The sequence below is a fragment of the Streptomyces sp. NPDC027672 genome (assembly GCF_055566335.1).
Genome location: NZ_JBVHSO010000001.1, coordinates 346,221 through 359,913 on the forward strand (window position 1 = coordinate 346,221; position 13,693 = coordinate 359,913).

The window sequence follows — 13,693 nt, forward strand, 5'->3', positions numbered from 1 at the left end:
CGGCAGGACCGGGGCCGCCCTGTCGTGTCAGACGAAGCCGCGGGTCGGCAGGGGCTTGCCGTACCACATCTCGATCAGCCGGGCCGCGATGGAGATGCCGTAGGGCGGCAGCACCTCGCCGGACTCGAAGGCCGCGTGCAGTTCCTCGCGGGAGAACCAGCGGGCCTCGTGGATCTCGTCGCCGTCGACGTCGATCTCGGTGGACGTGGCCCGGGCCATGAAGCCCAGCATCAGGCTGGACGGGAAGGGCCACGGCTGGCTGGCGATGTACTCGACCGGCCCGACCGTGACGCCGACCTCCTCGCACACCTCACGGCGCACGGCCTGCTCGATGGACTCCCCGGGCTCCACGAATCCGGCCAGCGTAGAGAAACGGCCCTCGGGCCAGTGCACCTGCCGGCCGAGCAGGATGCGGTCCTCCTCGTCCGTGACCGCCATGATCACGGCCGGGTCGGTGCGCGGGTAGTGCTCGGCGCCGCAGGCCTGGCAGCGCCGGATGTGACCGGCCGCCGCGATGACCGTGCGCTCGCCGCAGCGGGAGCAGAAGCGGTGGGTGCGCTGCCAGTTCTCCAGGCCCACCGCGTGCACCATCAGCCCGGCGTCGCGCGGCGACAGCAGCAGGCCGGCCTCCCGCAGCCCCGCCGGACGCGCGGACTGGTCGATACGGCCGGGCAGCGAGTCCTTCTGGAGCGCGAAGTAGCTCACGCCGTCCTCGTCGATGCCGAGGAAGTAGCGGTGCGCCTCGGTGAGGGGCGCCTCGAAGGACGGCGTCATCACGAGTTCGGTCCGGCCGTCCGGCGTCTCGTCGATGAGCACCTGGCCGCCGGAGACCACGAAACAGCGGGTCGTGGGGTGGCTCCACGCCGCCGCCAGCCAGGCCTCGTCCAGCCGGTGGTGGGCGGCGCGGTCGATGCCGCTCGGGGCGGTCAGCGAGATGGGTCGGTCGGCTGTGTGGTCGGTGCAGGTGGTCACGTGTGCTTCCAACTCCCCCAGTTCAGCATTTCTTCGGCGGGCGGTTCGGCGGGACATAGGGCGGGAGGGCACCGGGTCGGCGCGGGCGGGGCGGCGGTCTCCAGTGTGCCCCGCGCGCGGTGTCTCCCGGCGGCGGCCGGGTCAGGGTGCGGTACGCCAGTTCCGGGCCAGGTCACCCCACAGGTAGGCGCTGGTCTCGACGCCCTTGAAGAGGAGGTCAAGCTCGACCTTCTCGTTGGGGGCGTGCCAGCCGTCGGACGGGACGGAGATGCCGAGGAAGAGCACCGGGGCGCCGAGGACCTCCTGGAGGTCGGCGGCGGGTCCGGAGCCGCCCTCGCGGGTGAACCGGACCGGGCTCTGGAAGGCGCGGCCCATGGCGCGGACCACGGACTGCAGCGCGGGGTGGTCGAGCGGGGTCAGACACGGGCGGGTGGCCGCGCCGAAGCGGGTCTCGCAGCGGATGCCGGCGGGCACCTGCTCGGCGGCCCACGCGCGCACGGCGTTCTCGATGTGGCCGAGGTCCTGGCCGGCGACCAGCCGGAAGGACAGCTTCACCATGGCCGTGGACGGGACGATCGTCTTGTTGCCGGGGCCCTGGTAGCCACCGCCGATGCCGTTGACCTCGGCGGTCGGGCGGGCCCAGACGCGCTCCAGGGTGGTGTAGCCGGCCTCGCCGTGCGCGGCGTACGACTTGGCCGTGCGCAGCCAGCTCGCCTCGTCGAAGGGCAGCTCGGCGAAGAGCGCGCGCTCGCGGTCGGTCAGCTCGACGATGCCGTCGTAGAAGCCGGGTATCGCCACGCGCGCGTGCTCGTCGTGCAGGGCCGCGACCAGGCGAGCGGCGGCGGTGGCCGGGTTCGGGACGGCGCCGCCGAAGGAGCCGGAGTGGATGTCCTGGTCCGGGCCGTACAGCCGGATCTCGCACTCGGCGAGGCCCCGCATGCCGGTGCACACGGTCGGGGTGTCCTCGGCCCACATGCCGGTGTCGGAGACGATCACGGCGTCGGCGGCGAGCCGCCCGGCCTGCTCCTCCACCAGGGCGCGGAAGTGCGGGGAGCCGGACTCCTCCTCGCCCTCGATCAGCAGCTTGAGGTGGACGGCCGGCGCGCTGCGGCCGGTCGCGGCGAGGTGGGCGCGGACGCCGAGTGTGTGGAAGAACACCTGGCCCTTGTCGTCGGCGGCCCCGCGCGCGTAGAGACGGTCGCCGCGGACGACCGGCTCGAAGGGGTCGCTGTCCCAGCCGTCCTCGCGGGCGGCGGGCTGCACGTCGTGATGGCCGTAGACCAGGACGGTGGGCGCCTGGGGGTCGTCCGAGGGCCACTCGGCGAAGACGGCGGGCGCTCCCGGCGTCTGCCAGACCTCGGCGGTCGGGAAGCCGGTTTCCTTCAGGGTCGCGGCGAGCCAGTCCGCGCTGCGCCGTACGTCGGGCGCGTGGTCGGGCTGGGCCGACACGGAGGGGATGCGCAGCCATGCGGCGAGGTCGTCGAGGAAGGCGGCGCGGTGCTGCTCGATGTACGCGCGGACGGCGCTGTCCGGGGTCTGGCTCATGCTCACGAGCCTATCCGCCCGCACCGACATCCTCGGCGGGCGATTGGTCACACTCAGGTCGCCTGGTGTGTGCTCTCCGTCTCACCGGTGAGCAGCCGCTCCAGCGCGGCCCGGTCCGGCAGGCCGGCGGGGCGCACGACCTCGCCGGTGCGCACGTACAGGAAGGCGGCCGTGACCGACTCGGGCGGTATGCCCTGCTGCTCGGCCCAGGCCAGCCGGTACACGGCGAGCTGGAGCGGGTCGGCGGTGCCGGTGCGGCCGGTCTTCCAGTCGACGATCTCGTACGTCGCCTCGTCCCCGTCGCCGTTCCGGTAGACGGCGTCGATGCGGCCCCGGACGACACGGCCGGCGAGGGTGAACTGGAAGGGGGCCTCGACCCGGTACGGGGTGCGCCGGGCGTACTCGGTGCGTTCGAACGCCTCCTTCAGGGCCTCCAGGTCGTGTTCGTCGGCGATCTCGGCGTCGGTGCCGGGCAGCTCGTCCGGTTCCAGCAGGGGCAGGGTCAGTTCCTCGAAGCGGGACTCCACCCAGGCGTGGAAACGGGTGCCCCGGCGCGCGGCCGGCTGCGGGGGGCGCGGCATGGGGCGCGCGAGTTCCTGCGCGAGCCCGTCCGGGTCCTCGGCGAGCCGGAGCAGCTGGGAGGCGGTGAGCGTGGCGGGCAGGGGTACGTCGGTGACGGTCCGCCGGGCACGCAGCAGCTCGCCGGCGAGCGCGTCCAGGTCACGGTCCCAGGAGGCGACGACCCGGGCCTCCTCGGGGGTGAGCGCGTCGGCGGATCGCCGCCGGGCGGGCCGGTGGCCGTCCCGCGGGGCGGGCGCCTGGTGCGGGACCGTGGGGCGCCCGGTGCTCCGGGATTCCCCGCCGGCGGTGCCGTACGAGGCGGTGCCGTGCGGGGCGGGAGCGGCTGCGTGGCCGGGGGGCGCGTCGGCGGGTGCCTCGCCGACGGGCGCCTCGTCGGGGGGCGGGGGCTCCTCGGCGTGGGGATGGTCCGCGTAGGTCTCGTAGGGGCCGTCCTCGTACGGCTCCTCGCCGTACGGGTCGTCGTGGGGGTCCCCGTACGGATCGCCGTACGGATCGTCATGCGGTTCGGCGCCGTACGGTTCGTCGTCCCACGGTGCGTCGTCGTCCGGCGGGGTGGGCCAGTCCGGGTGGTCGTCGCCGGCGAGGTCGTGCAGGACCGGGCCGGCGCCCTCGGGGCGGGCGGCGAGCGCGTCCAGGTGGGCGAGGACGGTGGCGGCGGCGGCGCGGCGGCGGGCCAGCGCGTCGGCGTCCAGGGGGAGCGGCCACACCTGGTCGGCGGTGGCCGCGTGCAGGGCCGGGTTCTCCGCGTCCTCGGCGGGTTCGTCGGCCCACACCTCGATCTCGCCGTACCCGGCGGCGCAGTGGTCGTACAGGGCCTGAAGGAAGTCGGAGGGGCCGCGTCTGCGTTTCTGGCTGGGTCCCCACCAGTGCCCGGAGCCGAGCAGGAGGGAGCGGGGGCGGGTGAAGGTGACGTAGCCGAGGCGCAGCTCCTCGGTGTGCTGGTGGTCCTTCATGGCCTCGTGGAAGGCCTTCATGCCGCGCGCGTCCCAGTCGGTGACGTCGGGCAGGGTGTCGGTGTCGCCGCGCAGGGCGTGCGGCACCACCTTGGCCTGCGCGGTCCACTTCTCGCGGCCCTGGGCGCTGGGGAAGGTGCCGGTCACGAGTCCGGGGACGGCCACGACGTCCCACTCCAGGCCCTTGGACTTGTGCGCGGTGAGCACCTTGACGGTGTTCTCGCCGCCGGGCAGGGCGTTGTCGAGCCCCTTCTCGTACTGGGCGGCGGTGCGCAGGAAGGCGAGGAAGGCCAGCAGGCCGGCCTCGCCGTCGCTCGCGGCGAAGGAGGCGGCGACGTCCAGGAAGTTGGACAGGGTCTCGCGGCGGCGGGCGGCCAGCGCGTGCGGGGACGCCGACAGCTCCACTTCGAGGCCGGTGACGGCGAGGACGCGGTGCAGGACGTCCATCAGCGGGTCGGCCAGCGAACGGCGCAGGTCGCGCAGTTCGGCGGCGAGCCGGGCGAAGCGCACGCGCGCGTCCGGGGAGAACGGCAGCCCGTCGTCGGCAGTGCCCGCGGAGTCCTGCGCCGGCGTCTCCAGGAACGTGTCCAGGGCGTCCGCGAGCGATATCACCTCCGACGGGTCGACGCCCTCGACGGCCGCCGCGAGCCGGCGGTCGGGGTCGTCGCCGGCGTCCACGCGCGCGTGGGCGACCAGCAGGCGGGCCCGGCGGCCGAGCAGGGCGAGGTCGCGGGGGCCGATGCGCCAGCGCGGTCCGGTCAGCAGACGCACCAGGGAGGCGTTGGCACCCGGGTCCTGCAAGACCTCGCACACGGCGACGAGGTCGGCGATCTCGGGCAGGTGCAGCAGCCCGGAGAGGCCGACCACCTCGACCGGGACGTCGCGGGCGACGAGGGCACCCTGGATCTCGGCGAAGTCGGCTGCGGTCCGGCACAGGACGGCGATCTCGCCGGGTGGTGTGCCGGTGCGCACCAGGTGGGCGAGGGAGTCGGCGATCCAGTCGGTCTCCTCGGCGTGGGTGGGCAGCAGCGCGCAGCGCACGGTGCCGTCGTACTCGGCGCCGGGAGCCGGGCGGAGGGCCTCCACGCCCGCGTGCAGGGCGCGCAGGGGCGCGGCGAGGCCGTTGGCGAGGTCGAGCAGGCGGCCGCCGCTGCGGCGGTTCTCGCTGAGCGCCTGCCGGGCGGCGGGCCGGCCGTCGGCGTGGCGGAAGTGGTCGGGGAAGTCGTCCAGGTTGGCGACGGAGGCGCCGCGCCAGCCGTAGATGGCCTGGCAGGGGTCGCCGACGGCGGTCACGGGGTGGCCGGTGCCGTCGCCGAACAGGCCCGCGAGCAGGACGCGCTGGGCCACGGAGGTGTCCTGGTACTCGTCCAGGAGCACCACGCGGAACTCCTCTCGCAGCAGGCGGCCCACCTCGGGGATGCGGGCGAGGCGGGCCGACAGGGCGATCTGGTCGCCGAAGTCGAGCAGGTCCCGCCGGCGCTTCTCGGCCCGGTAGCGCTGGACGAGGCCGGCGAGTTCCCGGCGGGCGGCGGCCGCCTCCGGGACCTTGCGCAGGTCGGCGTTGGTGAGCTTGGCGCCTTCCAGGGTCTCCAGCAGGCCGGTGTCCCAGGCGCGCAGTTCCTCGGGGTCGACGAGGTGTTCGGCGAGTTCGGCGTCGAGGGCGAGCAGGTCGCTGACCAGGTCGGCGAAGGAGCGGGTCAGCGCCGGGTACGGGCCCGGGGCCTCGCGCAGCACGCGTGCGGCGAGCTGGTAGCGGGTGGCGTCGGCGAGCAGCCGGGAGCTGGGTTCCAGACCGAGGCGCAGACCGTGGTCGGTGAGCAGGCGGCCGGCGAAGGCGTGATACGTCGAGATGACCGGCTCGCCCGGCGGGTTGTCGGGGTCGATGGCCTCGGCGTCGGTGACACCGGCCGCGATCAGCGCCTTGCGCACCCGCTCGGCCAGCTCGCCGGCGGCCTTGTTGGTGAAGGTCAGGCCGAGGACCTGTTCGGGGGCGACCTGCCCGGTGCCGACCAGCCAGACCACGCGGGCCGCCATCACGGTGGTCTTGCCCGACCCGGCGCCGGCCACGATCACCTGCGGGGCGGGCGGCGCGGTGATGCAGGCCGTCTGCTCCGGGGTGAACGGGATGCCGAGGAGCTGCTTGAGCTGCTCGGGGTCGGTGATACGGGCGGACATGTCGAAAGAGGCTAGCGGGGGGCACTGACAGTCGCGGACGAACCAGCCGCCCGGGACGGAGGAACCGCAGGTCAGGGCGTGGGGTGCCGTGCGTCACGGCGGCCAGCGCCTCTCGTGCCGTACGCCACAGCCGCGATCGCCCGTCGTGCCGTAGGTCACGCCCGTGGGCCGTGCGCCACGCGGGTCGGGGCGTGCGGCGGCGTGCGGTCTCCCCTGTCGTCCGCCGGGCCCGTCCTCACTCCACCACGTGGCGGCCCTCCGGCCGGGCGCTGCACGAGGCGCGGAACGCGCAGTGCGTGCAGTGCTGGCCGCTGCTGGGTGTGAACCGCTCGTCGAGGACCTTGCCGGCGGCGGTGGCCAGCAGCTCGCCGACCCACTCCCCCGCCAGCGGCTCCTGCGTCTGCACCTTGGGCAGGCTGTCGCCGCCGTCACGCTTGGCGGCACCCTGTCTGAGGTGCACGAGTTCGGCGCCGCCCGGCTCGGGGTGCGTGCCGTCGAGGGCGGTGTCGACGGCGCCCTCCCGGACGGCGAGCTGGTACACGGCGAGCTGGGGGTGCCGGTCCACCTCGCGCGCGGTGGGCGCCTGTTTGCCGGTCTTGAAGTCGACCACGTAGGCCCGGCCCGCCGCGTCCGTCTCCACGCGGTCCATCTGGCCGCGGACGCGGACCTGGTAGTCGCCCGCTTCGAGGGTGACGTCGAAGTCCTGCTCGCTGGCCACCGGGGTGCGGCCGGCGCGGTCCAGCACATGCCAGTTCAGGAACCGTTCGAGCGCCACGCGCGCGTTGTCCTTCTCCTGCCGCGACTTCCAGGGCGCGTCGAAGGCGAGCGCGTTCCACACGGAGTCCAGGCGCTCCATGAGGACGTCGAGGTCGGCGGGCGTACGGCCGGAGGCGACCTCGTCGGCGAGGACGTGCACGACGTTGCCGAAGCCCTGCGCGGTGGTGGCGGGGGCGTCGGCCTTCACCTCGCGGCCCAGGAACCACTGGAGCGCGCAGGTGTTGGCGAGCTGGTCGAGGGCGCTACCGGAGAGCACGACGGGCTGGTCGCGGTGGCGCAGCGGCACCTTGCTCTCGGTCGGCTCGAACATGCCCCACCAGCGGTAGGGGTGCGCGGACGGCACCAGGGGGCGGCCGTCCTCGTCGGCGAGCGCGGCCAGCCGGGCGAGCCGCCGGGCGGCGGCCTCGCGCAGGGCGGCCGACACCCGCGGGTCGACGGTGGTGGCGCGCAGCTCGGCGACGAGCGCGGCGACGGCGAGCGGGCGGCGGGGGCGCCCGGTGACGTCCTTCGGTTCGACGCCCAGCTCGGTCAGGAACCGGGACGGCTGGTCGCCGTCGTCGGCTGGTGCCTTCACGGCGGTGACGACGAGCCGGTCACGCGCGCGCGTGGCGGCGACGTAGAACAGCCGGCGCTCCTCGGCGAGCAGCGCGCCCGGGGTCAGCGGCTCGGCGAGGCCGTCGCGGCCGATGCGGTCGGCCTCCAGCAGGGAGCCGCGGCGCCGCAGGTCGGGCCAGAGCCCCTCCTGCACACCCGCGACGACGACGAGCCGCCACTCCAGGCCCTTGGAGCGGTGCGCGGTCATCACGCGGACGGCGTCGGGGCGCACCGCGCGGCGCGTGAGCGTGTCGGCGGCGATGTCCTCGGCCTCGATCTCCTCCAGGAAGTTCAGGGCGCCGCGGCCTCCGGTGCGCTCCTCCGCGCGCGCGGCGGTGGCGAACAGCGCGCACACGGCGTCCAGGTCCCGGTCGGCGTTGCGGCCGGCCGCGCCGCCGCGCCGGGCGGCCCGTGCCAGCCGAGCGGGCCACGGGGTGCCGTCCCACAGGTCCCACAACGCCTCCTCGGCCGTGCCGCCGCCCGCGAGGCGCTCACGGGCGGTGCGCAGCAGCGCGCCGAGGCGCTGCGCGCCCCGCGCGTACGCCGGATCGTGTACGGCCAGCCGCTCGGGCTCGGCGAGCGCCCGCGCGAGCAGCTCGTCCGACGGGGGCGGCAGCGGGTTGCCGGCGGCGCGCTCCTCCTCGCGCAGGGCACGCCCGAGGCGCCGCAGGTCGGCGGCGTCCATGCCGGCGAGCGGGGAGGTGAGCAGCGTGAGGGCGGTCTCGGTGTCGAGCCAGCCGCCGTCCGGGGCCGCTTCCGGAACCGGTTCCGGCGACGCGTCGGCTCGCGTATCGGCGTCGGCACTTCCCTCGGCGGCGACTCCTTCGGCTTCCGGGGCTCCTTCGGCTACCGGGGCGTCACCGGTCTCCGCCGAGTCATTGGTTCTCGCGGCGTCACCGGTCTCAGCCGAGTCGTCAGCTTTCGTAGCGTCATCGGCCCCTACGGAGTCATCGGTTTCCGGTCCGCCCTGGGTTTCCGCCGAGTCATCCGTGGGTCCGGCAGCCGGACCCACGTGTGCCGCCGGGTCCTCCTCGCGGACCCGCGCCTCGGCCGTGGCGACCGCTCGCAGGGCCGCGAGCAGCGGTGCCACCGCCGGTTCGTGCCGCAGCGGCAGCTCGTCGCCGTCGATGTCCACGGGGACGCCGGACGCGGTGAGGGCCCGGCGCAGGGTCGGCAGGGTGCGGGAGCCGGCGCGCACCAGCACGGCCATGTCGCCCCAGGCGACGCCGTCCTCCAGGTGCGCGCGGCGCAGGATGTCCGCGATGTTGTCCAGTTCCGCGCCGGCTGTCGGATACGTGTAGACCTCGGCCCGGCCGCCGTCCCGTACGGGCGCCGGCTCGCGGAGGGCGCGGACCTTGTCGGCGGGCAGCCGGGTCAGCGGCATGCGCTGGGTGATCAGACGGGTCGCGGCCAGCAGACCGGCACCGGAGCGGCGGGAGGTGCGCAGCACCTCGACGGGCGCGGGGCGGCCGTCCGCGCGCGGGAAGGCGGCCGGGAAGTCGAGGATGCCGTTCACGTCGGCGCCCCGGAAGGCGTAGATCGACTGGTCCGGGTCGCCGAAGGCCACGAGGGTGCGGCCCTGCCCGGCCAGCGCGCGCACCAGCCTGACCTGGGCGGGGTCGGTGTCCTGGTACTCGTCGACGTACACGGCGTCGTACTGGGCCGCGAGCCGTGCGGCGGTGTCGGGGCGGCGGGCGAGCAGCACCGCGCGGTGGACCAGTTCCGCGTAGTCGATCACGCCCTGGAGGTCGAGGACGTCGAGGTATTCGGCGAGGAACGCGGCGGCGGCCCGCCAGTCGGGGCGGCCGATGCGGCGCGCGAAGGCGTCCAGGGCGTCCGGGCCGAGGCCCAGCTCGCGGGTGCGGGCGAGGACGGCGCGGACCTCGTCGGCGAAGCCGCGCGTGGTCAGGCAGGCGCGCAGCTCGTCCGGCCAGCGCACATGGGTCAGTCCGAGCCGTTCCAGCTCGGGCTGGCCGGCCAGCAGCCCGCGGACGGTGACGTCCTGCTCCGGTCCGGAGAGCAGGCGCAGCGGCTCGGTGAACCGGGCACCGTCCTGGTGGGCGCGGACCAGGGCGTAGCTGTACGAGTGGAACGTGGTCGCCCTGGGCGCGCAGGCGGCGCCCATGCGCAGCGCCATGCGGTCGCGCAGGTCGACGGCGGCCTTGCGGCTGAAGGTGAGCACGAGGATCCGGGCGGGGTCGCCGCCGCGGGCGATCCGCGCGGCCACGGACTCGACGAGGGTGGTGGTCTTGCCGGTGCCGGGACCGGCGAGGACGAGCAGCGGTCCGCTCCGGTGGTCGACCACGGCGCGCTGCGCCGCGTCCAGTCGAGGGGGGTCCGTGACGGGCGGCGGGGTACGGACCAGTCGGTAAGCGCCACGGCTCCCCTGCCGCACCGGGGGGTGCGGCGGGCGCCTGGTGGACGGAGAGAGGCTCACGTGATCGGCCGGTCCTGGTGGTCGTGCTGGCGGGCGGGCGGTCACGCGTGCGAGGCGGTGGCCGCGGGATGAGAGGAACACGCGCCGCCGACGCTACGCCCCCGCTCCGGGCGGAAGCATTGCTTCCTTCCCTTCACCCGGGGCGCTCGGGAAACGCGTGTCCCACCCCTCACGAACGTACGGCATGCCGCGACCGTCCCCGATGTCACCCGGACGGACCACAGGCCCGCCCCGGCGGCATCCGATGGCGGAAGCTGTCAGATGTGACCCTCCGCGTCCGCGCCGCCGTCCCAGCGGGCCCGTCGCATGTCGAGCCGCGGCAGATGGCCCTGCGCGCTCCTGGCGGCCTGCTTCAGCGGGGTGCCCTCCGCGCGGTAGTGGGCGAGCGCGCTCAGCTCGTGTCCGGGCAGCAGCGCGCCGTCCGCGCGCACGACACGCCACCACGGGACGGCGCTGCCGTAGAGGGCCATCACCCGGCCGACCTGGCGCGGGCCGCCCTCCTCCAGCCACTCGGCGACATCGCCGTAGGTCATGACCCGGCCCGGCGGGATCAGCTCGGCGACCTCGAGGACCCGCTCGGCGTACTCCGGCAGCGCGTCCGCGTACCCCTCGCGGACGTCTTCAAGAGGGCTCTGCTCGCTCATCCACCCCATCCTGCCGCACCGCACCGACATTCCGGCCGGGTCCTCGGAGAACGGTCCTCTCGCCCCCGGGCGGCGCGTGGGGCAGACTGTCCGCCCGCGCATCCGCACCCTGATGCCCCCGTGTGTCGGTGGGGCATGCCACCATCGTGCGGGCGGTGACTGGTGATACGAGACCAAGAAGAGACCATGGACGATCAGGGCGTGCACCCCGGAGGAGCGGCGGGCGGCCCTGACGACTCCGCGCGCCCGGACACCGCCCGCGCGGCCGAGGACGGCGGCGGGCACCAGGAAGAGGACGCGCGTCCGGAGAGCACCGGTCCGCCCGAGGACGACGGCTCACGTGAGGACACCGCCACGCGCGGAGACCACCCGGCGTGCGCCGACGACGACCCGCACGCCGAGCGGGTGGAGGGCGACGAACCGCTGCTCCCCGCGCGCGTGCACCGCCCCTCCGATCTGATGCGGCTCCTGGCGGGCGTGCTGGCCATCGTGGTGCTGCTCGCGATCGCCGCGTTCGCGCACGGCACCACCTCGGGCCTCGAACAGGACATCAACAAGGGCACCGGGCAGGCTCCGGACCTGCTGATCAAGATCGCGGGGCTGGCGTCCAGCATCGCGATCCTGCTGGTGCCGGTCGCCTTCGCGATCGAGCGGCTGATCAAACGGGACGGGCTGCGCATCGCCGACGGCGTCCTCGCGGCCGTCCTCGCCCACGGAGTGACGCTCGCCACCGACCTGTGGGTCGCCCAGGCCGCCCCGGACTCGATCCAGGAGGCGCTCACCCAGCCCTCGCCGGGCGACATCCACGCCCTGACCGACCCGGTGCACGGCTATCTGGCGCCCGTGATCGCCTACATGTCGGCCGTCGGCATGTCCCGCAGACCCCGATGGCGCGCGGTGCTGTGGATCGTGCTGCTGCTCGACGCCTTCTCGATGCTGGTCACCGGTTACACCACACCCTTCTCGATCATCCTGACGGTCCTGATCGGCTGGTCCATCGCCTACGGCACCCTGTACGCGGTCGGCTCCCCCAACGTCCGCCCGACCGGCCAGACCCTGATGGCGGGCCTCCGGCACGTCGGCTTCCACCCGGTGAGCGCCGCCCGGGAGGACGCCACGGAGTCGGAGAACGGCGACCGGGGCCGGCGCTACTTCGTCACCCTGGAGGACGGTCCGCCGCTGGACGTCACGGTCGTCGACCGGGAACAGCAGGCGCAGGGCTTCTTCTACCGGGCCTGGCGGAACCTGACCCTGCGCGGCTTCGCCACCCGCTCCAGCCTCCAGTCGCTGCGCCAGGCGCTGGAGCAGGAGGCGCTGCTGGCGTACGCGGCGATCGCGGCGGGCGCCAACGCCCCGAAGCTGATCGCCACCTCCGAACTCGGCCCCGACGCGGTAATGCTCGTCTACGAGCACACCGGCGGGCGCACCCTGGACTCGCTGGCCGACGAGGAGATCACCGACGAGCTGCTGCGCAACACCTGGCACCAGGTGCGGGCGTTGCAGTCGCGGCGCATCGCGCACCGCAGGCTGGCCGGTGACGCGATCCTGGTGGATCGTTCCGGCACGGTGATCCTCACCGAGCTGCGCGGCGGCGAGATCGCGGCCGGTGAACTGCTGCTGCGCATGGACGTCGCCCAGTTGGTCACCACGCTCGGACTGCGGGTCGGCGCGGAGCGTGCCGTGGCCTCCGCGGTCGGTGTGCTCGGCCCGGACGCGGTCGCCGACTGCCTGCCGATGCTCCAGCCGATCGCGCTGACCCGCTCCACGCGCGCGACGCTGCGCCGGCTGGCCCGGGAGCGGGCCCAGCGCGAGCGCGAAGCGGTGCTCGAAGCCTCCCGGCAGGCCAAGCCGGCCCGCCTGGAGGAGGCGCCCGGGGCGGCCACGCCGGTCACCGACAAACCCGACAAGAAGGCGGTCCGCGCCGAGCAGCGCGCGGAGAAGCGGGCCATCGACGAGGCCCTGGAAGAGGCCCGCGAGGAGGACCTGCTCACCCAGATCCGGCACCAGGTGCTGCGGATCAGGCCGCAGGCGCCGGTGGAGCCGGCCCGGCTGGAGCGGATCCGGCCGCGCACGCTGTTCAGCTTCATCGCCGGCGCGATCGGCGCGTACTACCTGCTGACGCAGCTGACCCACATCCAGTTCGCCACGCTGTTCGCGCAGGCCCAGTGGGGCTGGGTGGCCGCCGCGGTGCTGTTCTCCGCGCTCAGCTACGTCGCCGCGGCGATGGCGCTGCTGGGCTTCGTACCGGAACGGGTGCCGTTCCCGCGGACCGTGGCGGCGCAGGTCGCCGGGTCCTTCGTGAAGATCGTGGCGCCGGCCGCGGTCGGCGGCGTCGCCCTCAACACACGCTTCCTTCAGCGCGCCGGCGTACGCCCCGGGCTCGCGGTGGCGAGCGTCGGCGCGTCGCAGCTGTTCGGGCTCGGCTGCCACATCCTGATGCTGCTGTCCTTCGGCTATCTCACCGGCACCGAGAAGACGCCCTCGCTCTCGCCGTCCCGCACGGTCATCGCGGGCCTGCTGACCGTGGCCGTCCTGGTGCTCGTGGTCACCTCGGTGCCGTTCCTGCGGAAATTCGTCGTCACGCGCGTGAGGTCGCTGTTCGCCGGTGTCGTACCGCGCATGCTCGACGTGCTCCAGCGACCCCAGAAGCTGGTCACCGGCATCGGTGGCATGCTCCTGCTGACCGCCTGCTTCGTGATGTGCCTGGACGCCTCCATCCGGGCCTTCGGCGACGGTTCGGTGTCGCTGAGCATCGCCAGCGTCGCCGTGGTCTTCCTCGCCGGCAATGCGCTCGGCTCCGCGGCGCCCACCCCCGGCGGCGTCGGCGCGGTCGAGGCGACCCTCACCGTCGGACTGATCGCCGTGGGCCTGCCCAAGGAGGTCGCCGCCCCGGCCGTCCTGCTGTTCCGGCTGCTGACCCTGTGGCTGCCGGTGCTGCCGGGCTGGCTGGCCTTCAACCACCTCACCCGCAAGGGAGCCCTGTGAGCGTCCGCGCCGGGTGACGTAGCCCGGAC

The 13,693-nt window shown here is 74.6% G+C and carries 6 protein-coding genes; 1 reads left to right on the forward strand and 5 read right to left on the reverse strand.

Annotated features, from left to right (window positions below; genetic code table 11):
• Window positions 1-27 precede the first annotated feature (27 nt).
• The 5 genes from nudC to ACZ4SV_RS01575 all read right to left on the reverse strand — a co-directional run bounded on the left by nudC (window position 28) and on the right by ACZ4SV_RS01575 (window position 10,679).
• Window positions 28-972: an NAD(+) diphosphatase gene (nudC, locus tag ACZ4SV_RS01555; RefSeq protein WP_365875232.1), complete on the reverse strand. Its 945-nt coding sequence runs from the start codon at window positions 970-972 to the stop codon at window positions 28-30.
• 141 nt (window positions 973-1,113) lie between these two features.
• Window positions 1,114-2,517: a dipeptidase gene (locus ACZ4SV_RS01560; RefSeq protein ID WP_468000601.1), complete on the reverse strand. Its 1,404-nt coding sequence runs from the start codon at window positions 2,515-2,517 to the stop codon at window positions 1,114-1,116.
• Window positions 2,518-2,570: 53 nt separating this feature from the next.
• Window positions 2,571-6,227, reverse strand: a complete 3,657-nt coding sequence (locus ACZ4SV_RS01565; RefSeq protein ID WP_468000603.1) for an ATP-dependent helicase — start codon at window positions 6,225-6,227, stop codon at window positions 2,571-2,573.
• Between the two features lie 235 nt (window positions 6,228-6,462).
• Window positions 6,463-10,035, reverse strand: coding sequence for an ATP-dependent helicase (locus tag ACZ4SV_RS01570; RefSeq protein WP_468000605.1), 3,573 nt, complete (start codon window positions 10,033-10,035; stop codon window positions 6,463-6,465).
• Between the two features lie 257 nt (window positions 10,036-10,292).
• Window positions 10,293-10,679, reverse strand: a complete 387-nt coding sequence (locus ACZ4SV_RS01575) for an MGMT family protein (RefSeq protein ID WP_365875226.1) — start codon at window positions 10,677-10,679, stop codon at window positions 10,293-10,295.
• Between the two features lie 186 nt (window positions 10,680-10,865).
• Here ACZ4SV_RS01575 and ACZ4SV_RS01580 point away from each other — a divergent pair, with 186 nt between their 5' ends.
• On the forward strand, window positions 10,866-13,664 hold the full coding sequence (locus tag ACZ4SV_RS01580; protein WP_365875224.1) for a lysylphosphatidylglycerol synthase domain-containing protein: 2,799 nt from the start codon (window positions 10,866-10,868) through the stop codon (window positions 13,662-13,664).
• Window positions 13,665-13,693: the final 29 nt, after the last annotated feature.